Genomic DNA, 24,434 nt, shown 5'->3' on the forward strand with positions numbered 1-24,434 from the left:
AGTTGTGCTCCTGAGGGAGGTTATGTGTGGGCAGCGGTTACTTCAGCAAGCGCCGTGCCACTCGTTTTTGCGCATCCTGAAAAAACGTCGTACAGCCCTCCGAACCGTCTGGAACGGCAATGTGCAACCCGCCTCCCGACAAAGGTGCAACCAAGCAGAACCCATGACTCCGGGCACTTGCCAGGCAATAGCAACCCACGGCGCCGCAAGCGCAACCCCTGGTAACTGCCACTGTCACCGAAGTGCACACGCCTGGTGCGCGGGCGGCGGGCTCGCGCACCCATACAGGCTAGTGCATGACCGCCCGGGCGGCGGTCCGGATTGCCGACAGTGTGATGGACACGGCGTCGCAGGCCGGGCGAAGGCCCGGCTCGGCGCGCCGCTGTCGCGAAGGGGCCGCACCGCGCCCGGCCGGGCGGTCGGGGCGGTGGCCCATCAGATGACCACCCGCAGGCATTGCCCGGCGTGGTAGAGGGAGAAACCCAGCTCGTACAGGCCGCTGCGCAGGCCCACGGCGGCCACCGGCGTCATCGGCTGGAAGGGCATCGGCAGGGCATCCGGCGAGGCGCCCAGCAGGTAGTCGGCAAAGGCGCGCCCGACCACGGTGCCGGTGGTGACGCCCCGGCCGTTGTAGCCGGTGACCGCCACCAGCCCGGGGGCTGGCTCGAACAGGCGCATCAGGTGGTCCGGGGTGAAGGCGATGCAGCCGGTCCAGGTGTGGGTCCACTCCACCTTGCCCAGGTAGGGGAAGTAGTGACCCTGGATACGGTCGGCCCAGGCCTTGAGGAACCACAGCGGCTTCTGCGCGCCATTGCCCAGGCTGCCCAGCAGCAGGCGGCCCTCGGCGTCGCGGCGGATGCTGCTGAGCACCTGGCGGGTGTCCCAGGAGCCCTGCCCGCCCGGCAGGATGCGCGCGGCGGCCTCGCCGGTCAGCGGCGCCGAAGCCACCTGGTAGTAGAAGCCGGGGAAGAAGTGGCGGCGCAGCTCGGTCCACTCCCCTTCGGTGTAGGCGTTGGAGGCGATGACCACCTGGGGCGCCATCACGGTGCCGCGCTCGGTGGCGACGCACCAGAGCGAGCCCTGGCGCTCCAGCCGGGTCACCGCGCTGTGGTGGAACAACTGGCCGCCCTGCCCCACCACCGCCCGCGCCAGCCCCCGGGTGTAGCCCATGGGGTTGAGGGTGCCGGCGCGGCGGTCCAGCAGGGCCGCCGCGATGCGGTCGGTGCCGGTGGCGTCGCGGCAGGCCTGGCCGGTGAGCAGCTCCACCGGGGCGCCACGCCGCTGCCACTGGGCGCAGCGGCTGGCGAGGTCGGCCTGGCCGCGGGCGTTGTGGGCCATGTGCAGGGTGCCTTCGCGGCGCAACTGGCAGTCGATGCCGTAGCGTTCGATCACCTCGAACACCTGGGCCGGGGCGCCGCCGAGGGTGCGGTTGAGGCGCTCGCCGACCGGCTCGCCGAGCCCGGCGACGATGTCGTCCGGCGGAATCCACAGGCCGGCGTTGACCAGCCCGACGTTGCGCCCGGAGCCGCCGTGCCCCGCTTCATGGGCCTCCAGCACGCACACCCGGCGCCCCGCCTCCAGCAGGCGCAGGGCGGCGTTCAGGCCGGTGATGCCGCCACCGATGACGCAGACGTCGGCCCGGACCTCGCCGGACAGCGCAGCGGCCTCGGGCAACGCTGGTGTCACGGACTCCCAGAGACAGGACGAACGCAGGGACATGCACGACTCCTCAGGGCCGCTGTAGCGACCCGCTCAATCGAAGGTGATGCCCTGGGCCAGCGGCAGTTCGTGGGAGTAGTTCACGGTGTTGGTCTGCCGGCGCATGTAGGCCTTCCAGGCGTCGGAGCCGGATTCGCGGCCCCCGCCGGTTTCCTTCTCGCCGCCGAAGGCGCCGCCGATCTCCGCCCCGCTGGGGCCGATGTTGACGTTGGCGATGCCGCAGTCGCTGCCCACCGCCGACTGGAAGCGTTCCGCCTCGCGCACGTCGGTGCTGAACAGGCAGGACGACAGGCCCTGGGGCACGGCGTTGTTCAGCGCCACCGCCTCGTCGAAGTCGTGGTAGCCGATGACGTAGAGGATCGGCGCGAAGGTCTCGTGGCACACCACCTCGGTCTGCCCCGGCATCTCAACGATGGCCGGCGACACGTAGTAGCCGCCAGGGTAGCGCTCGGCCAACTGGCGCTCGCCGCCGAACACCGTGCCGCCCTCGGCGCGGGCCTTGTCCAGCGCGGCCTGCATGGCCTCGAAGCTGCCCCGGTCGATCAGCGGGCCGACCAGGTTGCCCTCCAGCGGGTGGCCGATGCGCACGCGGGCATAGGCGACCTTCAGCCGCTCGACGATCTCGGCCTTCACCGACTCGTGGGCGATCAGCCGGCGCAGGGTGGTGCAGCGCTGGCCGGCGGTGCCGACGGCGCTGAAGAGGATGGCCCGCACCGCCAGGTCGAGGTCGGCGCTGGGGGCGAGGATCATGGCGTTGTTGCCGCCCAGTTCGAGGATGCTGCGACCGAAGCGCGCCGCCACCCGGGGCGCCACGTCGCGGCCCATGCGGGTGCTGCCGGTGGCGCTGACCAGGGCCACGCGACGGTCGTCCACCAGCGCCTCGCCGGCCTCGCGGGCGCCCAGCAGGACCTGGCAGAGGTGCGCCGGGGCATCGCTGAAGTCAGCGGCCACGCGCTCGAACAGCGCCTGGCAGGCCAGGGCGGTGAGCGGGGTCTTCTCAGAGGGCTTCCACACCACGCTGTTGCCGCACACCAGCGCCAGCGCGGCGTTCCACGACCACACCGCCACCGGGAAGTTGAAGGCGCTGATGACCCCGACCACACCCAGCGGGTGCCAGGTCTCACGCATGTGGTGGCCCGGCCGCTCGGAGGCGATGGTCAGCCCGTAGAGCTGGCGCGACAGGCCGACGGCGAAGTCGCAGATGTCGATCATCTCCTGCACCTCGCCCAGACCTTCCTGGGCGATCTTGCCGGCCTCCCGGGAGACCAGCTCGCCGAGGTCTGCCTTGTGGGCACGCAGCGCCTCGCCGAAGCGGCGCAGCAGCTCGCCCCGGCGGGGCGCCGGCACCTGGCGCCAGGCCTGGAAGGCGGCGTCGGCCCGCTCGATGCAGGCCCGCGCCCCGTCACGGCCCTGCAGCCGCACCCGGCCGATGACGCTGCCGTCGATGGGGGTGTGCACGGCGTGATCGCCCTGCTGGTAGAGGCCGGGGGCGACGCCCAGGCGATCGAGCAATGCGGCAACCATGGGAACTCCTGGAAAGCACGGGATGAAAGGTCGGCGCCAGTATTAGCCGCTCCGGGGGCTTGCCAACAAACGACCTTTGCTCCACATATCATTCCGTTTGCTCATGAACCCCAGCCGCCCGGACCCGCCCATGCTCAAGCGCCACATGCCCTCCCTCACCGCCCTGCAATGCTTCGAGGCCGTGGCCCGGCACCTGAGCTTCACCCGCGCGTCGGAGGAGCTGGCGCTGACCCAGAGCGCCGTGAGCAAGCAGGTGGCGCAACTGGAGGACATGCTCCAGCACCTGCTGTTCCGCCGCGTGCGCCGGCGCCTGCAACTGACTCCGGCGGGCGCGCTGTACCTGGCCGAGGTGCGCAAGATCCTCACCCAGGTGGAGATGTCGACCCACTACATGCTGTCCTACGGCGGCGAGACCGAGGTGCTGCGGGTGGCGACGCCGCCCACCTTCGGCGCGCGCTGGCTGATCCCGCGCCTGAAGGGCTGGCGCCTGCGCCACCCGAACATCCACCTGGACGTGCGCAACGAGCTGGAGCCGGATGCGCTGGTGCAGGGCCGCGCCGACGTGGCGCTGTTCTTCGGCCAGGGCGCGCTGCCCGGCGCCGAGTGCATCCGCCTGTTCAGCGAGGAAGTGGTGCCGGTGTGCGCCCCCTCCACCCTGCCCGAGGCGCCCTTCACCGACCCCACCCAGCTCACCCGCCTGGTGCTGCTGCAGAACGCCACCCGCCCGGAAGCCTGGCACGAGTGGTTCCAGAGCCAGGGCCGGCACACCGAGCACAGCTACCACGGGCCGCGCTTCGACACCTCCTACATGTGCATCCGCGCCGCCCAGGCCGGCTGCGGCGTGGCCCTGCTGCCGCGCTTCCTGGTGGAAGAGGAACTGGCCGAGGGCAAGCTGGCGATCCCCTGGGACCACGCCATGCCCAGCCGCAACGCCTACTACCTGGCCTACCCCGAGCACACCGCCGAGGTGCCCAAGGTGCGCGACTTCGTGCGCTGGATGCGCGAGCAACTGGAACCGCCCCATCAGGAAAAAACGGAATGAATGCAGCGGTTTTTTTCGTTTGCCGCGCCCCCGCCCGGCTGCTTGGATAGCGCCATCGTCCTCGCCGCTGGAAGCCGCCGATGTCCACCGACCGCCTGTTCGACCTGGTTGCCCATGTGATCGGCCCCGACGCCGCCCATTGGGTACGCACCCACGTGGAAGTGCCCGAGGGCCTGGCCGCCTTCCCCCTCGATGACCGGCAGGTGCACCGCGCCTGGCTGGCCGAGGCGCTCAACCTGTGCCTGTTCCACAAACTGGTGGAGGCGGTGCCCATCGGCCGCACCTATGTCGAGGAACAGCGCGCCGCCGGGCGCCAGGTGTGCTTCGACCACGGCGCCATCCGCACCGTCGACTGGCCGGACAACGGCGCGCTGCCGCGCGGTCGCCAGGCCTTCAACCGCCTGCTGGAGCCCCTGGGCTTCACCGACGTGCGCACCTACCCGCTGACCCGCCTGAACATGACCGGGCACGCTTACCGCCACCTCGACCTGCCGGAGGACATCGCCCAGTTCTTCGTCTCCGAACTGCACCCGGGACGCTTCAGCGAAGGCTTCCGCGAGGCCGTGAGCCGCGTGGTGGGCGAAAGCCGTGACCCGCTCTCGCCCGCGCACCTGGTGGTGCTCGACCAGCTCTGGCGGGAGCGCCAGTGCAGCCCGGCCCAGGCCCGCGAACTGCTCCCGGCGCTCCACGCCGCCTTCGGCCGCCAGCACCCGGCCCCGCACGAAGCGGACTACCTGCGCCTGCGGGAGGAAAGCGTGGAGATGGCCTGGATCGCCACCGAGGGCAACATGTTCAACCACCTGACAGACCGCGTCGCCGACCTGGAGGCCCTGGTGGCCGAGCAGAACGCCAAGGGCCGGCCGATGAAACCGAGCATCGAGGTCTCCGCCTCCGGCCGCGTCCTGCAGACCGCCTACCGCGCCGTGCAGGTCCGGCGCGAACTGCTGGACGCCAGCGGCCGCCCGGTGCAGCGGGAGGTTCCGGGGTCCTTCGTGGAGTTCATCCAGCGCCAGGTGGACGACAGCACCGGCCGCCTGGACCTGGCCTTCGACAGCAGCAATGCCCAGGGCATCTTCAAGATGACCGCGGGGCAGGTCGGGGCCTGATACGGGCTTCCCTGCCCGGGAGTTCGCTCCTAGGGGAAAGGTGCGAGGCTGAAGCACATGCCGTTCCCATTCCAAGGTCGGATGGTGGGGCAGCGAGACCTGCCCCTTCAGGAGGCCGAGTGGAATCGTCGTGGAAGGGGTTGAGCGACATGGATGTCGCGAGAGCGCTGCCGGGCCAGGGATGGCCCGTCAGCGCGGGCCCCTGGAACGACGACGGAGCGAGGGAAGTCCCGCGCAGCGGGACCCGTATGCAGGGGCGAGCCTTTTTGGTTTCTTTTTTGTGGGCGGCATTCCGACGACTGAAAAAAGAAACTCGCCCGGCGGGGCGAAACCAGAGACGTCCGCGAACTCGATAACTGTCCAGAATCCATACACCCCAATGAAGAAGGCCGCTTCGATGAGCGGCCTTCTTGCCTTGCCTGAGTGATCAGTCGACCAGGGCCAGGTTGCCCTTCATCATCGCCACGTGGCCGGGGAACGAGCAGAAGAACTCGTAGCTTTCACCCGCAGCCAGCTTGGACACGTCGAAGGAGACGCTGGTGCTCTCGCCGCCACCGATCAGCTTGGTGTGAGCGATGATGCGGGCGTCGTCGGCCTTCACGTAGTCCTTGTCGACACCGGCGGCCATGCTTTCGGTGGCAACCGACTGAGCGTCGGCGGTCTTGGTCAGCACCCAGTTGTGACCCATCACAGCCTTGGGCAGCTTGCCCACATGCTTGAGGTTCACGGTGAAGCTCTTGCAGCTCTTGCTGACCTTGATTTCCTTGGTGTTGAAGGTCATCTGGTCGGTGGCCTCGACATCCACGGCACATTCGGCAGCGAGCAGCGGAGCACTGGCCAGGGCCAGCACGGATGCAACGACGAGCTTGCGAATCATGGGTTTCTCCTTGGCAGGTTCGGGCAAAGCGCCCGACATGGAAGACTGCCTGACTCGGAGGCCAGTTCCCATAACCTGCGGCAACGGGCCGCACGATTGGCAAGTGCCTATCGGGGCCATGCAAAGCCTTGTCGTGCAAGGCACGGCGGGCGCCCCTAGGCTGTGCACGTCATCCCCACGGAGCCTTGCCATGAACGTCCTGCAGAGCCTGCTCGCCGCCTACGCCGCCGGCGCCAGCGGCACCTGCGCCGACTGAGCCCGGCGCGTCCCTACCGTTCGGAAGCTGCGCCCATGCGCCGCTTCCGGGACGGGTGCGAAGTCGGTAATCTTGCGCGCTTTTTTCGCCAGGAACCGATCATGACCTTGCGCTCCGTCTGCGTATTCTGCGGCGCCAGCCCCGGCGCCAAACCCATCTACCAACGCGCGGCCAGCGACCTGGGCCGCACCCTCGCCGAGCGCGGCATCACCCTGGTGTACGGCGGCGGCGCCGTGGGCCTGATGGGCACCGTGGCCGATGCGGCCCTGGCCGCTGGCGGCGAGGTGATCGGCATCATCCCGCGCAGCCTGGAAGAGGCCGAGATCGGCCACAAGGGCCTCAGCCGCCTGGAAGTGGTGGACGGCATGCACGCACGCAAGGCCCGCATGGCCGAACTGGCCGACGCCTTCATCGCCCTGCCGGGCGGTCTGGGCACCCTGGAGGAACTGTTCGAGGTGTGGACCTGGGGCCAGCTCGGCTACCACAGCAAACCCCTGGGCCTGCTGGAGGTGAACAGCTTCTACGGCAAGCTCACCGAGTTCCTCGACCACCTGGTGGAAGAGCGCTTCGTGCGCGACCAGCACCGCGGCATGCTGCAGGTCGGCGGCACCCCCGACCAGTTGCTCGGCCGCCTGGAAGCCTGGCAGCCCACCGTCGCGCCCAAGTGGGTGGACCGCAAGCCGCACTGACCGCTGGACAGCCCGAGGGCGCTGCAGCACCCTGGCGTCCGGGCCGATCCGGCCCGCGCAGGGAGTGCCCCATGGCCGATGACCAGGACCGCATCAAGGTCTACTACAACAGCGCCTGCCCGGTGTGCCGGGCGGGCATCGAAGGGCAGAAGGACAAGACCACCGCCTGCCAGGTGCAATGGGCCGACATCCACCAGGACAACGACGCCGTCGCGGAGATCGGCGAATCGCTGGAATACGTGCGCGAGCGCCTGCATGTGGTGGATGAACAGGGCGTGAAGCGCATGGGCGTGGACGCCTTCATCGTGCTCTGGCGCCACTCGCCGAAAGAGCGCTGGAAGGCCCGGCTGATATCGCTGCCCCTGATCCACTATCTGGCGCAGCTAGGCTACAGGGCCTTCGCCCGCCTGCTCTACCGCTGGAACCGACGCAAAGGACACTGGTAACCCAATGGACCTGGTAACCCTCTTCCCCTCACCGACGCCGACCGCCAGCGCCTGGCAGCCGTCTGGGAAGCCGCCGTGCGCGCCACCCATCACTTCCTCGGCGAGGACGACATCGACTTCTTCCGTCCCCTGGTGCGCGACACCTACCTGGACTGCGTGCGGCTCACCGCCGCACGGGACGCGGTCGGCCAGTTGCACGGCTTCGTCGGCACCGCAGAGGGCAAGGTGGAGATGCTCTTCGTCGACCCGGCCTGCCACGGCCAGGGCCTGGGGCGCCGCCTGATGCAACACGCCATCGACGTGGACGGCGCCCGCGCGGTGGATGTGAACGAGCAGAACCCTCAGGCCGTGGGCTTCTACTACCACCTGGGCTTCGAGCTGGAGCAGCGCTCCGAGCTGGACGGCTCCGGCCGCCCCTTCCCCATCCTGCACCTGCGCCTACCCGGCTGAACCGCCGGGCAGCAGCCTCCTGAAAACCTGGCTACACGTCTTTTCAGCACCACAGGGCCAACTCAATAAAAACCATGACGGAGCCTGCCAGGCGTATCGCCCCTGTCTAAGCTCACCCGCGGAACCGACCCGAGGGCGGCACGAACCATTTTCGTGCAGGCCGCTCGAAACGGTGCGGTTGCGGCCCCAATGCGGTGCCGCAAGCGCCGTCGACCACCCCAAAACAGGACCCTGGCCGCTGGCATGAGACTTGCGCAGCAGGCTCATCGCCCAGGCTCGCAGGAGGCACGCCGTGTCGATCCACGTCGCTCTGCATCACGTCACCCACTACCGCTACGACCGGGCCATTGCCCTCGGTCCGCAGGTGATCCGCCTGCGCCCGGCGCCCCACAGCCGCACCCGCATCCTCGGCTACAGCCTGAAGGTGCTGCCCGAGCAGCACTTCATCAACTGGCAGCAGGACCCCCAGGGCAACTACCTGGCGCGCCTGGTGTTCCCGGAGAAGACCGGCGAACTCAAGGTCGAAGTGGACCTGGTGGCCGAGATGGCGGTGTTCAACCCCTTCGACTTCTTCCTTGAGCCCTACGCCGAGCTGGCGCCCTTCGACTACACCGCCGACGAGGCCCGCGAACTGGCGCCCTACCTGATCCGCCTGCCGGCCACCCCGCTGTTCGCCGACTACCTGGCCGGCGTGGACCGCACGCCCCGGGGCACGGTGGATTTCCTGGTGGAGCTGAACCAGCGCCTGGCCAACGACATCCGCTACCTGATCCGCCTGGAGCCGGGGGTGCAGAGCCCCGAGGAGAGCCTGGAGAAGGGCTCCGGCTCCTGCCGCGACTCGGCCTGGCTGCTGGTGCAACTGCTGCGCCACCTGGGCCTGGCGGCGCGCTTCGTCTCCGGCTACCTGATCCAGCTCACCGCCGACCAGAAGGCCCTCGACGGCCCCAGTGGCACCGAGGTGGACTTCACCGACCTGCACGCCTGGTGCGAGGTGTACCTGCCCGGCGCCGGCTGGATCGGCCTGGACCCCACGTCCGGACTGTTCGCCGGTGAGGGCCACATCCCGCTCGCCTGCAGCCCCGAGCCCTCCTCCGCCGCGCCCATCAGCGGGATGCTGGAGGAATGCGAGTGCGAGTTCGGCCACAGCATGCGCGTGGAGCGGGTCTGGGAAGCGCCGCGGGTCACCCGCCCCTACAGCGACGCGCAATGGCAGGCCATCCAGGACCTCGGCCGGCGCATCGACCGCGACCTGCTGGCCCGCGACGTGCGCCTGACCATGGGCGGCGAACCGACCTTCGTCGCCATCGACTACCCCGACGACCCGGAGTGGAACACCGCCGCCCTCGGCCCCAACAAGCGTCGCCTGGCCGCCGAGCTGTTCCACCGCCTGCGCGACCACTACGCGCCCCAGGGCCTGGTGCACTTCGGCCAGGGCAAGTGGTACCCCGGCGAGCAATTGCCGCGCTGGTCGCTGAACTGCTTCTGGCGCAAGGACGGCGAGCCGGTCTGGCAGGACCGCGCCCTGCTGGCCGACGAACGCCGCGACTACGGTGCCGACGCCGAGCTGGCGGCGCGCTTCCTGGCCAGCGTGGCCCAGCGGTTGGGCCTGCCGGACTCGGCGCTGTTCCCGGCCTATGAAGACGCCCTCTACTACCTGTGGCGCGAGCGCCGCCTGCCGATCAACGTCACCCCGGACGACCCGCGCCTGGCCGACCCGCTGGAGCGTGAACGCCTGCGCCGGGTGTTCGAGCGCGGCCTGGGCAGCGTGGTCGGGCAGGTGCTGCCGCTGGCGCGCAGCCCGGCCGGCGACGCCTGGCAGACCGGCCCCTGGTTCCTGCGGGACGAACACTGCCGGCTGATCCCCGGCGACTCGCCGCTGGGCTATCGCCTGCCGCTGGACTCGCAGCCCTGGGTCAGCGAGGCGGACTACCCCTACGTGCAGGCCGCCGACCCCAGCCAGGCCTTCCCCCCGCTGCGCCGAGCCGCCGAGCTGCGCACCCAGCCGCGCCATGGGGCCGCCACGCCGGCACAGCAGCCGCCCGGCACGCACCAGTCCGCCGGCGGCATCACCCGCACCGCGCTCTGCGCCGAGCCCCGCGAGGGCCGGCTGTACCTGTTCATGCCGCCGCTGGGCGAGCTGGAGGCCTACCTGGAACTGGTGGCGGCCATCGAGGCCACCGCAGGGGCCCTGGCCTGCCCGGTGCTGCTGGAGGGCTACGAGCCGCCGCGCGACCCGCGCCTGGAGTTCTTCCGCGTCACCCCGGACCCGGGGGTGATCGAGGTGAACATCCACCCGTCCAGCAGTTGGGACGAGTTGGAGGAGCGCACCGAGTTCCTCTACGAAGCGGCCCGGCAGACGCGGCTGGCCAGCGAGAAGTTCATGGTCGACGGCCGCCACGTCGGCACCGGCGGCGGCAACCATTTCGTCCTCGGCGGCGCCACCCCGACGGACTCGCCCTTCCTGCGCCGCCCGGACCTGCTGCGCAGCCTGGTGAGCTACTGGCACAACCACCCGTCGCTGTCGTACCTGTTCTCCGGCCTGTTCATCGGCCCCACCTCCCAGGCGCCCCGGGTGGACGAGGCGCGCAACGATGCGCTCTACGAGCTGGAAGTGGCCTTCTCGCAGATGCCCGCGCCCGGCAGCGACTGCCCGCCCTGGTTGGTGGACCGGCTGCTGCGCAACCTGCTGGTGGACGTGACCGGCAACACCCACCGCGCCGAGTTCTGCATCGACAAGCTCTATTCCCCCGACAGCGCCAGCGGCCGCCTGGGCCTGCTGGAGCTGCGCGCCTTCGAGATGCCGCCCCACGCACGCATGAGCCTGGCCCAGCAGCTGCTGCTGCGCGGGCTGGTGGCACGCTTCTGGGAGACGCCCTACGCACCGCCGAAGCTGGCCCGCTGGGGCACCGACCTGCATGACCGCTTCATGCTGCCGCACGTCGTGCGCCAGGATTTCGAGGACGTGGTGCAGGAGCTGAACGAAGCCGGCTACCCGGTGCGCAGCGACTGGTTCGACCCGCACTTCGAGTTCCGCTTCCCGCGGTACGGCGACTTCGCCGTGAAAGGCATCGAACTGGAGCTGCGCCAGGCCCTGGAGCCCTGGCACGTGCTCGGTGAGGAAAGCGCCATCGGCAGCACCGTGCGCTACGTCGACTCCTCCCTGGAGCGGGTGCAGGTGCGCCTCGGCGGCCTGGCCCCGGACCGCTATGTGCTGACCTGCAACGGTGAACCGGTGCCGCTGCAGAACACCGGCCGGGTCGGCGAGTACATCGGCGCCGTGCGCTACCGCGCCTGGCAGCCGGCCGCGTGCCTGCAGCCCACCATCGGCGTGCACGCACCCTTGGTGTTCGACCTGGTGGACACCTGGATGCAGCGCTCCCTGGGCGGCTGCCAGTACCATGTGGCCCACCCGGGCGGGCGCAACTACGAGCGCGTACCGGTCAACGCCTACGAGGCGGAAAGCCGGCGCCTGGCGCGCTTCTTCCGCCACGGGCACAGCCCCGGCACGCTGGAGGTCAGCGCCCCGGCGAGGAGCGACGAACTGCCCATGACCCTGGACCTGCGCCGCCGCTGATCCGGGCCACCCTGAACCGAGTCCCCGATGCCTGAGCTGCTCGCCCACTACCCCTACAGCCCCACCGCCTACCACGAGCTGCTGGAGGCGGAGGGCCGTGTGCGCCCCCACTGGCAGCGCCTGCACCAGCAACTGGCGCGCAGCGGCGCGGCCCAGTTGCGCCAGCGCCAGGAACTGCTGGTACGGCAGATCCAGGAGAACGGCGTCACCTACAACGTCTACGCCGACCCCAAGGGCACCGACCGCCCCTGGGAGCTGGACCTGCTGCCGAACCTGCTCAGCGCGGCGGAATGGGCGCCCATCGCCGCTGGCGTGGCCCAGCGCGCACGCCTGCTGGACGCGGTGCTGGCCGACCTCTACGGCGACCAGCGCCTGCTCGGCGAGGGCCTGCTGCCCAGCGAGCTGGTGTTCGGCCACACCAGCTTCCTCTGGCCCTGCCAGGGCATCCGCCCGGCGGGCGGGCGCTTCCTGCACAGCTACGCGGTGGACCTGGCGCGCGATGCCGACGGCCAGTGGCACGTGCTGGCCGACCGCACCCAGGCCCCTTCCGGCGCGGGCTATGCACTGGAGAACCGGCAGATCGTTTCCCGTGCCCTGCCGGAGCTGTACCGCGACCTGCGGGTGCAGTACCTGGCCGGCTACTTCCGCGCCCTGCAGAACACCCTGCTGCGCCAGGCCCCCGGCGATGGCGAGACGCCGCTGGTGGTGCTGCTGACCCCCGGACGCTTCAACGAGACCTACTTCGAGCACCTGTACCTGGCCCGGCAACTGGGCTATCCCCTGGTGGAAGGCAGCGACCTGACGGTGCGCGACGCCACCCTCTACCTGAAGACCCTGGGCGGCCTGAAGCGCGTGCACGCCGTGCTGCGCCGCCTGGACGACGACTTCTGCGACCCGCTGGAGCTGCGCACCGACTCGGCCCTGGGTGTGCCCGGCCTGCTGGAGGCGGTGCGCCAGGGCCGGGTGCTGGTGGCCAATGCCCTGGGCAGCGGCGTGCTGGAATCACCGGGGCTGCTGGGCTTCCTGCCGAGGGTGAACCGCCGCCTGTTCGGCGAGGAGCTGCTGCTGCCCACCGTGGGCACCCGCTGGTGCGGCGAACCGGGCGCGCTGGGGGACATCCTCACCGGGCTGGAGGGGCTGGTGATCAAGCCGGCCTTCCCTTCCCAGAGTTTCGAGCCGGTCTTCGGCCACACCCTCTCGGCCCCCGAGCGTGAGGCCCTGCACCAACGCCTGCGGGCCCGTCCCCACGCCTACGTGGCGCAGCACCAGGCAAAGCTGTCACTGGCCCCGGTGTGGCAGCCGGACCACGGCGGCACCCTGCAGGCCCGTGCCATCGGCATGCGGGTGTTCGCGGTGGCCACGGCCGACGGCGGCTACTGGGTGATGCCCGGCGGGCTGACGCGGGTGGCCTCGGAGGCGGATGCCGAGGTGGTGTCCATGCAGCGCGGCGGTGCCAGCAAGGACACCTGGGTGCTGGCCGACCGCCCGGTGACCGGGGAGCCGCTGCGCCCGCGCGAACTGGGGGTGCGCGACCTGGTGCGCCAGGACCCGTACCTGCCTTCGCGGCTGGTGGAGAACCTGTTCTGGTTCGGCCGCTACGCCGAGCGCTGCGACGACTCGGCGCGCTTGCTGCGGGTGGTGCTGACCCGCTACGTGGACGCCGACGGCGACGAGCAGGCGCTGCACAGCGCGTTGCACCTGGCCGGCCAACTGGGGCAGTTGCCAGCCGGCGACGCGCCCCTGGAGCGACGTCTGCTGGACGCCCTGCTGAGCGAGGACTGGCCCTTCAGCCTGCGCGCCAACCTGCGCCGGCTGCACGGGTCGGCCGCCCAGGTGCGCGGGCGCCTGTCACGGGAGAACTGGCACGCGCTGCTGGAGCTGCAACGCGAGGTGAATGCCCTCGACCCGCGCCAGGTGGACCTGGGCGATGCCCTGGACTTCCTCGGGCGGCTGCTGATGTCGATGGCGGCGCTGTCGGGCTTCGCCCTGGACGACATGACCCGCGACGACGGCTGGCGCTTCCTGATGATCGGCCGGCGCATCGAGCGGGTGCAGTTCTTCGCCGAGGCCATCGCCGGCGTTCTGCGCGGCGGCGCGGCCTGGGAGGCCGGCACCCTGGACTGGCTGCTGGAGCTGGGCAACAGCACCATCACCTACCGCTCGCGCTACCTGGCCTCGCCGCAACTGATCCCGGTGCTGGACCTGCTGCTGCTGCACGAACAGAACCCCCACGCCCTGCGCTTCCAGTTGCAGGCGCTGGAACGCTCCCTGGCACGTGTGCACGAGACCTTCGGGGCGCCCCAGGAGCTGGTGCTCAGCGGGCTGATCGGGCGCCTGCTGGCCTTCGACCTGGGCAGCCTGGAGAACCCGCTGTTCGGCGCCGACAGCGTCGACGAGGTGCTGGAGGGGCTGGCCGGCCTGCTGCAGGAGATCGCCACCCTCGCCGGCCAGCTCTCCGACCGCCTCGGGCTGCGCTATTTTGCCCATGTCGATGACGTCAGCCAGCAAACGGTGTCCACCTGATGCACGCCCCTGCCCTCTCCCTCGCGCCCCAGGGCGCGCGCTACCAGGTGTTCCACGACACCCTCTACCGCTATACCTCGCCGGTGTCGCTGTCGCAGCAGCAGGTGCACCTGTGGCCCCGGGAATGCCCCTGGCAGCGCTGCCATGGCCAGTCCCTGGAGATCCACCCCGCGCCCTCGACCCGCAGCGACGGGCTGGACGTGTTCGGCAACCCGTTGACCCGGCTGGCCTTCGAGCGACCCCACGACGAACTGCAGGTCAACGCGCGGCTGCTGGTGGAGGTGCTGCCCCGTGGCCCCTGCGACCTCGACGCCTCGCCGCTCTGGGAACAGGTGCTGGCCGGCCTGGCCTACACCGGGCGGCCGCTGCCGGCGGACACGCTGGAGGCCTGCCGCTTCCGCAGCGAGTCACCCTACGTGCGCCTGAAGCGCCAGTTCGCCGACTACGCCGAGGACTGCTTCCCCCTCGGCCGACCGCTGCTGCGGGGCGTGGCAGCGCTGATGGAGAAGATCTTCCGCGAGTTCGACTTCGACGCCGACGCGACCCAGGTGGCGACGCCTCTGGTGGAAGTGCTGGAACGCCGCCGTGGCGTGTGCCAGGACTTCGCCCACCTGATGCTGGCCTGCCTGCGCTCGCGGGGCCTGGCCGCACGCTACGTCAGCGGCTACCTGCTGACCCAGCCACCACCGGGGCAGCCCCGGCTGATCGGCGCCGACGCCTCCCACGCCTGGGTGTCGGTGTACTGCCCCCGGTACGGCTGGGTGGACTTCGACCCGACCAACAACATGCTGCCGGCCCTGGAGCACATCACCCTGGGCTGGGGCCGGGACTTCTCGGACGTCTCGCCGCTGCGGGGGGTGATCCTCGGGGGCGGCAGCCATGACCCGGAGGTGCGGGTGACGGTGATGCCGTTGTGGGAGATGGCGGTTTAGTCTCCACGCCCGGCAGCCGGGAGGCTCATCCGCTGGAGCGCACACACAAAAACGCCAGCCCGAAGGCTGGCGTTTTCATTTAGCGTGGCGCGACGGGGCGCTTTGCGGGCTTCTTGCCACCGCCCTTGCCGGGCCCGGCGGCCTTCTCCTCGGCGCGCTTGCGCGCCTGGGCTGCCGCCTTGGCCTGCTCGCGCTTGTCCCAGGGCTTGCTGCCATCGCTGCCACGGGGCGGCAGGCCGGTGTGCTGGGTGAGCACCTTGCCGGTGCTGCCGGCCTTGCGTGTGCCGGCCGTGGTGGAGTTCTTGCGGCGGGCGCTGTGGTACTCGTCGGCCTGGGGCTGGAAGGTGGGGATCAACTGGTGCTTGGCGTTGCCGATCAGGTCGGCGCGGCCCATGCGCTGCAGGGCCTCGCGCAGCAGCGGCCAGTTCTTCGGGTCGTGGTAGCGCAGGAAGGCCTTGTGCAGGCGGCGCTGTTCCTCGCTCTTGACGATGGTGACGCCGTCGCTCTTGTAGGTGACCTTGCGCAGGGGGTTCTTGCCCGAGTGGTACATGGCCGTGGCGGTGGCCATGGGCGAGGGGTAGAAGGCCTGCACCTGGTCGGCGCGGAAGCCGTTGCGCTTGAGCCACAGGGCGAGGTTCATCATGTCTTCGTCGGTGGTGCCGGGGTGGGCAGCGATGAAGTACGGGATGAGGTACTGCTCCTTGCCCGCTTCCTTCGAGTACTTCTCGAACATCTGCTTGAAGCGGTCGTAGCTGCCGATGCCGGGCTTCATCATCTTGTCCAGCGGGCCTCGCTCGGTGTGCTCCGGGGCGATCTTGAGGTAGCCGCCGACGTGGTGGGTCACCAGCTCCTTGACGTACTCGGGGGACTCCACGGCCAGGTCGTAGCGCAGGCCGGAGGCGATGAGGATCTTCTTCACGCCGGGCAGTGCGCGCGCCTTGCGGTACAGCTCGATGAGCGAGCTGTGGTCGGTGTTGAGGTTTTCGCAGATGCCGGGGAAGACGCAGGACGGCTTGCGGCAGTGACGCTCGATCTCCGGGTCCTTGCAGGCGATGCGGTACATGTTGGCGGTCGGGCCGCCGAGGTCGGAGACCACGCCGGTGAAGCCCGGCACCTTGTCACGCATTTCCTCGATCTCGCGGATGATCGAGTCGTGGGAGCGGTTCTGGATGATGCGGCCTTCGTGCTCGGTGATGGAGCAGAAGGTGCAGCCACCGAAGCAGCCACGCATGATGTTCACCGAGAAACGGATCATCTCGTAGGCGGGGATCTTCTCCTTGCCATAGGCCGGGTGCGGCACGCGCGCGTAGGGCATGCCGAACACGTAGTCCATTTCCTCGGTGGTCATGGGGATGGGTGGTGGGTTGAACCACACGTCCACCTCGCCATGCTTCTGCACCAGTGCGCGGGCGTTGCCCGGGTTGGTCTCCAGGTGCAGCACGCGGTTGGCATGGGCGTAGAGCACCGGGTCGTTGCGCACCTTCTCGAAGGACGGCAGGCGGATCACCGTCTTGTCGCGGGTCATGCGCGGGCTGTCGAGAATCTGCACGACCTTGGCTTCGTTCGGGTCCTCGACTTCCCCCTTGGCCTGCTCGATGGCGCAGGCTTCGGTGTCCTGGGTGTTGACGTAGGGGTTGATGATCTTGTCGACGCGGCCCGGGCGGTCGATGCGGGTGGAGTCCACTTCGTACCAGCCTTCGGGGGTGTCGCGGCGGACGAAGGCGGTGCCGCGCACGTCGGTGATGCGTTCGATGGCCTCGCCACGGGACAGGCGCTGGGCGATCTCGACCACGGCGCGCTCGGCGTTGCCGTAGAGGAGGATGTCGGCGGTGGCGTCCATGAGGATGGAGCGGCGCACCTTGTCCTGCCAGTAGTCGTAGTGGGCGATGCGGCGCAGGGAGGCTTCGATGCCACCGAGCACCACCGGGACGTGGGTGTAGGCTTCCTTGCAGCGCTGGCTGTAGACCAGGCTGGCGCGGTCGGGGCGCTTGCCGGCGACGCCGCCGGGGGTGTAGGCGTCGTCGGAACGGATCTTACGGTCGGCGGTGTAGCGGTTGATCATCGAGTCCATGTTGCCGGCAGCGACCCCGAAGAACAGGTTCGGCTCGCCGAGCTTCATGAAGTCGTCCTTCGAGCGCCAGTCGGGCTGGGCGATGATTCCCACGCGGAAGCCCTGGGCCTCCAGCAGGCGGCCGATGATGGCCATGCCGAACGAAGGATGATCGACGTAGGCATCGCCGGTGACGATGATGATGTCGCAGGAATCCCAGCCCAGCTGATCCATCTCTTCCCGGCTCATGGGCAGGAAGGGGGCGGGCCCGAAGCACTCGGCCCAGTACTTGGGGTAGTCGAACAGTGGCTTGGCGGCTTGCATGTTTTTTGATCAGCTGGCTTTCACGGGGGCGCGGAATATAGCACAAAAAATGTACAAGCCCGACTCCCACGCTGGGTTTTTTGAGGGTGCTTCGGACAGATGACGGCACGTTTCGTGCTGCTGTCATGAAGCGTTGATGTCCAATGGCTATACTCCCGCCGATAACAAGATCGCCCGCTTCCACCGGTAACGGGCACACAGGAGCGTGCGGTGTTGTCTCGACTCATCCCCCTGGTTCTGCTGGGTGTTCTTGGCCTGTGCACGCACGCCGGCGCAGCACCCTTCACGCTGCAACCCGATAGCAGCGGCCTTACCCTCAACGGCTCCATCGAACTCCTCGAAGATCCCAGCGGCCAACTGACCATCGCCGACATGGCCGACCCGGCGGTGCAGGCGCGCTTCGTGCCGGCCGAGGGGCGTGCTTCAGTGGGGCAGAGTCGCAGCCAGTGGTGGGTGAAGGTGCAACTGGCCCGCGCGCCGGGGGCTCCGGCGCAATGGTGGCTGGAGAACTCGGGCATCACCGTGTACCGGGTGAGCCTGTTCCTGCCGGATGGCCAGGGCGGCTGGCGGGAGCGCGTCACCAGCGAGAGCGTGCCCTTCGCCGAGGGCCGCGACCACGACTACCGGCGCATGGTGTTCCGCCTGCCGCCCGTCGATGAGCGAGGGCTGACCTTCTACTTCCGCAGCTACGATCCGGCCGGCAACTCCTTCCCGCTCAAGGTCTGGCAGTTGCAGGACCTGCAGGACCTGCGCGCCACCGAGAACCTGGGCTTCGGCATCATCTACGGGGTGATCCTGGCGCTGTTCCTCTACAACCTGTTCATCCTCGTTGCGCTGCGAGACAAGGCCTACTTCTGGTACGTGCTGGCCACCGGCTGCGCGCTGGTGTTCATCCTCAGCATGACCGGCCACGGCTTCCAGTACTTCTGGGGGGACTGGCCAGTGCCGTTCTGGCTGGACCGCATCACCCTGCCCTCGCTGTGGGGCATCTTCGTCATGCGCTTCACCCAGGAGCTGCTCTACACCCGGCGCGGGCTGATGTGGGCGGATCGGGCGTTCAACACCGGCTGCGTGCTCTATGCCATCGCCATCCTGATCAACGCCCTCGGCTACCGCGCCGAGGGCGCACTGCTGATCGCCCTGACGCCCATCGTCACGGTGCCCACCGCGCTGGTCAGCGCCGGCGTGCGCTGGTACCAGGGCTTCTTCCCGGCACGCTTCTACCTGGTGGGCTACGGCACGGTGCTGATCAGCACCGCCGTGCTGGTGATGCGTGCGGCGGGGATCGTGCAGCCCACCAATTTCACGGCCTACATGTTTCCCATCGCGGTGGCGGCCGAGTCCATCCTGTTCTCCTTCGCCCTGGCCTACCGCATCCAGATGCTCAAGCAGGAGAAGGCGGCTGCGCTGGAGCTGGCCGACCGCGAGAAGACCGCGCGGCTGGCGCAGATGCAGGCCAGTTCGGATGAGCTGCAGGCGGCGGTGACCCGGCGCACGGCGGAACTGGCGGCGGCCAACCAGCGCCTCAGCGAGCGGGAGTGCGAGCTGGAACATGCGGCCTTCCACGACAGCCTCACGGACCTGCCCAACCGCCGCCATCTGATCGACCGCGCCGAGCAGGCCCTGGCCAATGCCGGGCGCCGCGAGGAGACGGTGGCACTGATGCTGATCGACCTGGACCACTTCAAGCCGATCAACGACCGCCATGGCCACGACGCCGGCGATGCGATGCTGCGGGCCATCGGCCAGCGCCTGCGCGAGCACGTGCGGGGTGGCGACAGTGTGGCGCGTCTGGGCGGGGACGAGTTTGCGGTGCTGATCTGCGGGCCGGATGCCGAGCCCCACGCGCGGGAGATCGCCGAGCGTCTGCTGGCGGAGCTGTCCAGGCCGGTGTGCTACGGCCAACACGAGCTGACGGTGACCATCAGCATCGGCGTGGCGCTCTACCCGAACCACGCCCGGCAGTTCGCCGGCCTGTACAAGACGGCGGACCAGGCGCTCTACCGGGTGAAGGCCCGGGGGCGTTCGGGCTTCGCGATCTTCGGCGACAACGGTGAGCTTTCCGGCGAGGCCTGCCTGCGCCTGGACGTGCTGAAGGTGTCGACCGGGCTGACCTGAGCCTCTCCCGCTCAGCTCAGGTAGCGACGGGGAACGCGGGCGGTGACTTTGGTCAGCAGCTCGTAGCCGATGGTGCCGCAGGCGGCGGCCACTTCATCCACCGGCAGTTGCGCGCCCCAGAGTTCCACGGCATCCCCTTCGCGGGCCTCCGGCAGGTCGGTGAGGTCCACCGCGAGCATGTCCATCGACACCCGCCCAACCAGCGGGACGCGCTGGCCATGGATCACCACGGGAGTGCCGCTGGGGGCGTGGCGCGGGTAGCCGTCGGCGTATCCGCAACTGACGGTGCCGATCCGCGTGGGGCGCTGGGCGACCCAGGTGGCGCCGTAGCCGACGCTCTCGCCGGCAGCCACGTCGCGCACGGCGATGAGTTCGGCGGTCAGGCTCATGGCCGGTTTGAGCCCCAGTTCGCGGGCGCTGAGGTCGCTGATGGCGCTGGCGCCGTAGAGCATGATGCCGGGGCGGACCCAGTCCATGTGGGCGGCCGGGACGCTGAGTACGGCGGCCGAGTTGGCCAGGCTGCGCTGGTGGAAATCCAGGTCGAGGACGTCGAGGAAGCGCTCCAGTTGCACTTCGGTGAGGCTGTGGCCGCGCTCGTCGGCACAGGCGAAGTGGCTGATGAGGTTGAGCTCGGCGATGCGCGCGTCACCCTGCAGGCGGGCGTGCCAGGTGCGCAGGCCGTCAGCGTCGAAGCCCAGGCGGTGCATGCCGCTGTCGAGCTTGAGCCAGACATTCAGCGGGCGGCCGATGTCCGACGCCAGCAGGGCGCGGGCCTGGCGCTCGCTCTGGATCACCAGGTCGAGGCCGAGCTGGGCGGCGATCATCACTTCGCGGGCTTCGAAGCAGCCTTCCAGCAGCAGGATGCGGGCGCGGTCGTCCAGGGCGCGGACTTCGGCGGCTTCTTCCAGGCAGGCGACGGCGAAACCGTCGGCGACGCCGCGCAACACGCTCACCACTTCGCGCACGCCGTGGCCGTATGCGTTGGCTTTGACCACTGCGAACACCTGGCGGCCAGGCGCACAGCGCTGGGCGACGGCAAGGTTGTGGCGGATGGCGGAGAGGTCGACGGCGGCGATCAGCGGGCGCATGGGGGTGGCTCATGAACGAAAACGGGCGCCCATGATACCTGCAGGGCGCCCGTGTTCATTGATCCACGACGGATGTTGCGAGCCGGTCTACTCGTCTTCGAAGTTGTAGCTGCCGGGGGCGAGGTTCTCGAAGCGCGAGTACTTGCCGAGGAAGGCCAGGCGGACGGTGCCGATGGGGCCGTTACGCTGCTTGCCGATGATGATCTCGGCGACACCCTTGTACTCGGTCTCGGGGTGATACACCTCGTCGCGGTACACGAACATGATGATGTCGGCGTCCTGCTCGATGGCCCCGGATTCGCGGAGGTCGGAGTTGACCGGGCGTTTGTTGGGGCGCTGTTCCAGGGAGCGGTTGAGCTGGGACAGGGCGATCACCGGGCAGTTGAATTCCTTGGCCAGAGCCTTGAGCGAGCGGGAGATCTCGGAGATCTCGTTCACCCGGCTGTCGCCGCTGGAACCGGGAATCTGCATGAGCTGCAGGTAGTCGACCATGATCAGGCCGATCTCGCCGTGCTCGCGGGCCAGACGGCGGGTGCGGGCGCGCATTTCCGAGGGGGAGATGCCGGCGGTGTCGTCGATGAACAGCTTGCGGTCGTTGAGCAGGTTCACGGCGGAGGTGAGGCGCGGCCAGTCGTCGTCGTCCAGGCGGCCGGCACGGACCTTGGTCTGGTCGATGCGGCCGAGGGAGGCGAGCATACGGATCACGATGGATTCCGAGGGCATCTCCAGGGAGTACACCAGGATCGCCTTGTCGCTGCGCATCAGGGCGTTCTCCACCAGGTTCATGGCGAAGGTGGTCTTACCCATGGAGGGACGACCGGCGACGATGATCAGGTCCGCCGGCTGCAGGCCGCTGGTCTGCTGGTCGAGGTCGTCGAAGCCGGTGGTCAGGCCGGTGATGGCGTCGCCGTTGTTGAACAGCTCGTCGATGCGGTCGATGGCCTTGACCAGGATGTCGTTGATACCCACCGGGCCGCCGGTCTTGGGACGGGCTTCGGCGATCTCGAAGATCTTGCGCTCGGCCTCGTCGAGGATCTCTTCGCCGGTACGACCCTGGGGGGCATAGGCGCTGTCGGCGATCTCGTTGCTGATGCCGATCAGCTGCCGCAGGGTGGCGCGCTCGCGGATGATCTGCGCATAGGCCTTGATGTTGGCCACCGAGGGGGTGTTCTTGGCCAGTTCGCCGAGGTACGCCAGGCCACCGACCTGGGAGAGCTGCCCTTCCTTGTCCAGTTGCTCGGACAGGGTGACGACGTCGAAGGGCATGTTGCGCTCGGCGAGCTTGAAGATGGAGCGGAAGATCAGTCGGTGGTCGTGGCGGTAGAAGTCGCCATCGGACACCTGGTCCAGCACCCGCTCCCAGGCGTTGTTGTCCAGCATGAGGCCACCCAGAACCGCCTGCTCGGCCTCGATGGAGTGCGGCGGCACCTTGAGGGCTGAGGTTTCCAGGTCGAACTGCTCGGGAATGCTGATCTCGTTCATGGGCTCGGAATGGAAGGGGGTAGAAAGACAACGGGCACGTCACCGCTTGCGCAATGACGTGCCCGATTGTTGAGCCGGCCGCACCGGAGTGCAAGCCTGCTCCGCCTGGACGGCCCTCAAGCGAGGACCCACCGGGCGCGTCGCTTAGGCGGCTACGACGATCAGCTTGACCGCGGCTTCGACGTCGGTGTGCAGGTGCACGGCCACGTCGTATTCGCCGGTCTGGCGGATGGTGCCGTTCGGCAGGCGGACTTCGGCCTTGGCAACCGGAACGCCAGCGGCGGTCAGGGCGTCAGCGATGTCGTGGGTACCGATGGAACCGAACAGCTTGCCTTCGTCACCAGCGGTGGCAGTGATGGTCACTTCCAGCTCGGACAGTTGGGCAGCGCGGGCTTCAGCAGAAGCCTTCTTGTCGGCAGCCAGTTTTTCCAGTTCAGCGCGGCGGGCTTCGAACGCAGCAACGTTCTCGGCGGTAGCAGCGGTGGCCTTGCCCTGCGGCAGCAGGTAGTTACGGCCGTAACCGGACTTTACGTTCACCTTGTCGCCCAGGTTGCCCAGGTTGGCGATTTTTTCCAGCAGGATGACTTCCATTTGGCATTAACCTCTTAACTTTTAACCTTCACCGTTCGCGGGGCCGTCGCCGTTCTTGCGCGCGAGGCGGCCGCGAAAATCAAACAGGCTGTCGATCACAGCCAACAGACAGATCAAGTTCCCGAGCATCAGCACGGCGGCGTACAACACCACCAGCCAACCGCCCGACAGCTGTTTCTGGGCGATCAGGCCATGCCCCAATGCGATACCGGCGACCAGCAGCGGCACGCTGCACAGCGGGCCGAACATCGCCGCCTCGGGCGACAGTTGCGGTGCCAGCATGGCACCCAGCAACAGCAGCACCGCGACGACGGGCGACAGGCGCAGACTCCGGAACTCGCGGCCGAAACCGCCCGGGTTGTACAGCGCCGCCTGCCAGTAACGCGCAAGCACCAGGCAGAGCAGGCTGGTCATCTGCAGGGAGGACGCCATCACCCCGGTGAGGAGCGGCAACATCATCGCCTGCAGCGCGTCGGCCTCTTCGCCCGACGCGGGACTGCCACTCTTGAACTGCGCCATAACCTTGGAAATCTCGGTCGAGAGAGCGCTGATCAATTCGCCATGGGTATGGCCCAGCACCAGGGCGAACACCACCCCGATCAACAGGCTGCCCAGCAGCACATGGTTCCAGGAGGTGGTGGCGCGCAGAATCTGCGCCAGCACCAGCGTTCCGAGCAGGACCAGAAGGGTGCTCGGTTCGCCCAGGTACCACCAGCAGAACGCCGGTAGAACCGCCCAGGCCAGGATGCCGAAGGCATCGCTGAAGCCACGCCGCAGCAGCACGAGGCCACCGGCGGCTGCACTCAGCCAGAACAACAGTGGAACAGCGGCGGAACCGGCTACGGCCAGTGTCGCCTGCATGCGGCCCCGCATGGTGAATTCGGCCAGTGCGCGCATGCGATCTATCTCTCAGCTTGCCGGCAGTCCGGGATCAACGGCCGTGGCTGTCGGTGTAGGGCAGCAGGGCCAGGTAGCGGGCGCGCTTGATAGCGGTGGCCAGCTGACGCTGGTACTTGGCCTTGGTACCGGTGATACGACTGGGAACGATCTTGCCGGTTTCGGAGATGTAGGCCTTCAGGGTGTTGAGATCCTTGAAGTCGATCTCTTTCACGCCTTCAGCGGTGAAACGGCAGAACTTACGACGACGGAAGAAACGTGCCATGAACTTGGCTCCTCAATAAGGTCCGGGGATTACTCGTCAGCGTTGTCGCTGTCGTTGTCGCTGTCATCGCCTTCAGCGGCGCTTTCAGTCTCAACGCGCTCACGACGCTCACGGCGCTCGTTGCGGTTTTCCTCGGCCTTGAGCATCTCGGACTGGCCGGTAACGGCTTCATCGCGACGGATGACCAGGTTGCGCAGGACGGCGTCGTTGTAGCGGAAGTTGTCTTCCAGCTCGGCCAGGGCCTTGCCGCTGCACTCGACGTTCAGCATCACGTAGTGAGCCTTGTGAACGTTGTTGATGGCGTAGGCCAGTTGACGACGGCCCCAATCTTCCAGACGGTGGATCTTGCCGCCGTCTTCTTCGATCAGCTTGGTGTAGCGCTCGACCATGCCACCAACCTGCTCGCTCTGGTCCGGGTGAACCAGGAAGATGATTTCGTAATGACGCATAAATGCTCCTTACGGGTTGTAGCCTGCCAACA

At 68.6% G+C, this 24,434-nt stretch carries 20 protein-coding genes; 10 read left to right on the forward strand and 10 right to left on the reverse strand.

What is annotated here, in order from left to right:
- Positions 1 to 435: 435 nt before the first annotated feature.
- Both A9G05_RS08645 and A9G05_RS08650 read right to left on the reverse strand, forming a co-directional pair.
- Entirely contained in the window at positions 436 to 1,719 is a 1,284-nt protein-coding gene (locus A9G05_RS08645) for an FAD-binding oxidoreductase (protein WP_069560582.1), read from the reverse strand.
- Positions 1,720 to 1,752: 33 nt separating this feature from the next.
- Positions 1,753 to 3,243 (reverse strand): aldehyde dehydrogenase family protein, encoded by a 1,491-nt coding sequence (locus A9G05_RS08650; RefSeq protein WP_069560583.1) that lies wholly within the window; start codon positions 3,241 to 3,243, stop codon positions 1,753 to 1,755.
- Positions 3,244 to 3,373: 130 nt separating this feature from the next.
- Between A9G05_RS08650 and A9G05_RS08655 the strand changes: the two genes are divergently transcribed.
- Positions 3,374 to 4,285: a LysR substrate-binding domain-containing protein gene (locus A9G05_RS08655; protein ID WP_044401243.1), complete on the forward strand. Its 912-nt coding sequence runs from the start codon at positions 3,374 to 3,376 to the stop codon at positions 4,283 to 4,285.
- A gap of 80 nt (positions 4,286 to 4,365) precedes the next feature.
- Positions 4,366 to 5,391, forward strand: coding sequence for a DUF1338 domain-containing protein (locus A9G05_RS08660; protein ID WP_069560584.1), 1,026 nt, complete (start codon positions 4,366 to 4,368; stop codon positions 5,389 to 5,391).
- Positions 5,392 to 5,818: 427 nt separating this feature from the next.
- Here the strand turns inward: A9G05_RS08660 and azu are convergent, their stop codons facing one another.
- Positions 5,819 to 6,268 carry an azurin gene (azu, locus tag A9G05_RS08665; protein WP_069560585.1) on the reverse strand — a complete coding sequence of 150 codons (450 nt, stop codon included), beginning with the start codon at positions 6,266 to 6,268 and terminating at the stop codon, positions 5,819 to 5,821.
- 118 nt (positions 6,269 to 6,386) lie between these two features.
- On the opposite strand from azu, the gene A9G05_RS27600 reads away from it, so the two are divergent.
- From A9G05_RS27600 to A9G05_RS08700, 7 genes are all read left to right on the forward strand, one after another.
- Complete coding sequence (locus A9G05_RS27600) at positions 6,387 to 6,524, forward strand: hypothetical protein (protein WP_165672068.1); 138 nt, start codon at positions 6,387 to 6,389, stop codon at positions 6,522 to 6,524.
- A gap of 101 nt (positions 6,525 to 6,625) precedes the next feature.
- Positions 6,626 to 7,213, forward strand: a complete 588-nt coding sequence (locus A9G05_RS08675) for a TIGR00730 family Rossman fold protein (RefSeq protein ID WP_069560587.1) — start codon at positions 6,626 to 6,628, stop codon at positions 7,211 to 7,213.
- 71 nt (positions 7,214 to 7,284) lie between these two features.
- On the forward strand, positions 7,285 to 7,659 hold the full coding sequence (locus tag A9G05_RS08680) for a DUF393 domain-containing protein (RefSeq protein WP_069560588.1): 375 nt from the start codon (positions 7,285 to 7,287) through the stop codon (positions 7,657 to 7,659).
- A gap of 75 nt (positions 7,660 to 7,734) precedes the next feature.
- The gene (locus A9G05_RS08685; protein WP_305879753.1) at positions 7,735 to 8,109 is read left to right on the forward strand and encodes a GNAT family N-acetyltransferase; all 375 of its coding nucleotides are present in this window, start codon (positions 7,735 to 7,737) and stop codon (positions 8,107 to 8,109) included.
- 292 nt (positions 8,110 to 8,401) lie between these two features.
- A complete protein-coding gene (locus tag A9G05_RS08690) occupies positions 8,402 to 11,683 on the forward strand; it encodes a DUF2126 domain-containing protein (RefSeq protein ID WP_069560590.1) in 3,282 nt (1,093 codons plus the stop codon).
- Between the two features lie 27 nt (positions 11,684 to 11,710).
- The gene (locus tag A9G05_RS08695; RefSeq protein WP_069560591.1) at positions 11,711 to 14,206 is read left to right on the forward strand and encodes a circularly permuted type 2 ATP-grasp protein; all 2,496 of its coding nucleotides are present in this window, start codon (positions 11,711 to 11,713) and stop codon (positions 14,204 to 14,206) included.
- Entirely contained in the window at positions 14,206 to 15,138 is a 933-nt protein-coding gene (locus A9G05_RS08700) for a transglutaminase family protein (RefSeq protein WP_069560592.1), read from the forward strand. The genes A9G05_RS08695 and A9G05_RS08700 overlap by 1 nt, the downstream gene beginning before the upstream one ends.
- 79 nt (positions 15,139 to 15,217) lie before the next feature.
- On the opposite strand, the gene A9G05_RS08705 is transcribed toward A9G05_RS08700, so the two are convergent.
- On the reverse strand, positions 15,218 to 17,512 hold the full coding sequence (locus tag A9G05_RS08705) for a YgiQ family radical SAM protein (protein ID WP_044401200.1): 2,295 nt from the start codon (positions 17,510 to 17,512) through the stop codon (positions 15,218 to 15,220).
- Between the two features lie 210 nt (positions 17,513 to 17,722).
- On the opposite strand from A9G05_RS08705, the gene A9G05_RS08710 reads away from it, so the two are divergent.
- Complete coding sequence (locus A9G05_RS08710) at positions 17,723 to 19,630, forward strand: diguanylate cyclase (RefSeq protein ID WP_069560593.1); 1,908 nt, start codon at positions 17,723 to 17,725, stop codon at positions 19,628 to 19,630.
- A gap of 11 nt (positions 19,631 to 19,641) precedes the next feature.
- On the opposite strand, the gene alr is transcribed toward A9G05_RS08710, so the two are convergent.
- The 6 genes from alr to rpsF all read right to left on the reverse strand — a co-directional run bounded on the left by alr (position 19,642) and on the right by rpsF (position 24,402).
- Complete coding sequence (alr, locus tag A9G05_RS08715) at positions 19,642 to 20,718, reverse strand: alanine racemase (protein WP_069560594.1); 1,077 nt, start codon at positions 20,716 to 20,718, stop codon at positions 19,642 to 19,644.
- A gap of 87 nt (positions 20,719 to 20,805) precedes the next feature.
- Positions 20,806 to 22,200 carry a replicative DNA helicase gene (dnaB, locus tag A9G05_RS08720; protein ID WP_069560595.1) on the reverse strand — a complete coding sequence of 465 codons (1,395 nt, stop codon included), beginning with the start codon at positions 22,198 to 22,200 and terminating at the stop codon, positions 20,806 to 20,808.
- Between the two features lie 144 nt (positions 22,201 to 22,344).
- Positions 22,345 to 22,791 carry a 50S ribosomal protein L9 gene (rplI, locus tag A9G05_RS08725; protein WP_044401193.1) on the reverse strand — a complete coding sequence of 149 codons (447 nt, stop codon included), beginning with the start codon at positions 22,789 to 22,791 and terminating at the stop codon, positions 22,345 to 22,347.
- A 21-nt stretch (positions 22,792 to 22,812) separates the two neighbouring features.
- On the reverse strand, positions 22,813 to 23,688 hold the full coding sequence (locus A9G05_RS08730; protein ID WP_069560596.1) for a hypothetical protein: 876 nt from the start codon (positions 23,686 to 23,688) through the stop codon (positions 22,813 to 22,815).
- A 34-nt stretch (positions 23,689 to 23,722) separates the two neighbouring features.
- On the reverse strand, positions 23,723 to 23,953 hold the full coding sequence (gene rpsR / locus A9G05_RS08735) for a 30S ribosomal protein S18 (protein WP_003452992.1): 231 nt from the start codon (positions 23,951 to 23,953) through the stop codon (positions 23,723 to 23,725).
- A 29-nt stretch (positions 23,954 to 23,982) separates the two neighbouring features.
- A complete protein-coding gene (gene rpsF, locus A9G05_RS08740; protein WP_044401190.1) occupies positions 23,983 to 24,402 on the reverse strand; it encodes a 30S ribosomal protein S6 in 420 nt (139 codons plus the stop codon).
- Positions 24,403 to 24,434: the final 32 nt, after the last annotated feature.

Source organism: Pseudomonas sp. ENNP23 (assembly GCF_001728945.1).
In the GTDB taxonomy this organism is placed as follows: Bacteria; Pseudomonadota; Gammaproteobacteria; order Pseudomonadales; family Pseudomonadaceae; genus Metapseudomonas; species Metapseudomonas otitidis.

Bases quoted from the DNA above. Each gene is read 5' to 3' on its own strand.
- A9G05_RS08645 (WP_069560582.1), bottom strand. From the start codon at position 1,719: ATGTCCCTGCGTTCGTCCTGTCTCTGGGAGTCCGTGACACCAGCGTTG.
- A9G05_RS08650 (WP_069560583.1), bottom strand. From the start codon at position 3,243: ATGGTTGCCGCATTGCTCGATCGCCTGGGCGTCGCCCCCGGCCTCTAC.
- A9G05_RS08655 (WP_044401243.1), top strand. From the start codon at position 3,374: ATGCTCAAGCGCCACATGCCCTCCCTCACCGCCCTGCAATGCTTCGAG.
- A9G05_RS08660 (WP_069560584.1), top strand. From the start codon at position 4,366: ATGTCCACCGACCGCCTGTTCGACCTGGTTGCCCATGTGATCGGCCCC.
- azu (WP_069560585.1), bottom strand. From the start codon at position 6,268: ATGATTCGCAAGCTCGTCGTTGCATCCGTGCTGGCCCTGGCCAGTGCT.
- A9G05_RS27600 (WP_165672068.1), top strand. From the start codon at position 6,387: ATGCAAAGCCTTGTCGTGCAAGGCACGGCGGGCGCCCCTAGGCTGTGC.
- A9G05_RS08675 (WP_069560587.1), top strand. From the start codon at position 6,626: ATGACCTTGCGCTCCGTCTGCGTATTCTGCGGCGCCAGCCCCGGCGCC.
- A9G05_RS08680 (WP_069560588.1), top strand. From the start codon at position 7,285: ATGGCCGATGACCAGGACCGCATCAAGGTCTACTACAACAGCGCCTGC.
- A9G05_RS08695 (WP_069560591.1), top strand. From the start codon at position 11,711: ATGCCTGAGCTGCTCGCCCACTACCCCTACAGCCCCACCGCCTACCAC.
- A9G05_RS08700 (WP_069560592.1), top strand. From the start codon at position 14,206: ATGCACGCCCCTGCCCTCTCCCTCGCGCCCCAGGGCGCGCGCTACCAG.
- A9G05_RS08705 (WP_044401200.1), bottom strand. From the start codon at position 17,512: ATGCAAGCCGCCAAGCCACTGTTCGACTACCCCAAGTACTGGGCCGAG.
- alr (WP_069560594.1), bottom strand. From the start codon at position 20,718: ATGCGCCCGCTGATCGCCGCCGTCGACCTCTCCGCCATCCGCCACAAC.
- dnaB (WP_069560595.1), bottom strand. From the start codon at position 22,200: ATGAACGAGATCAGCATTCCCGAGCAGTTCGACCTGGAAACCTCAGCC.
- rplI (WP_044401193.1), bottom strand. From the start codon at position 22,791: ATGGAAGTCATCCTGCTGGAAAAAATCGCCAACCTGGGCAACCTGGGC.
- A9G05_RS08730 (WP_069560596.1), bottom strand. From the start codon at position 23,688: ATGCGCGCACTGGCCGAATTCACCATGCGGGGCCGCATGCAGGCGACA.
- rpsR (WP_003452992.1), bottom strand. From the start codon at position 23,953: ATGGCACGTTTCTTCCGTCGTCGTAAGTTCTGCCGTTTCACCGCTGAA.
- rpsF (WP_044401190.1), bottom strand. From the start codon at position 24,402: ATGCGTCATTACGAAATCATCTTCCTGGTTCACCCGGACCAGAGCGAG.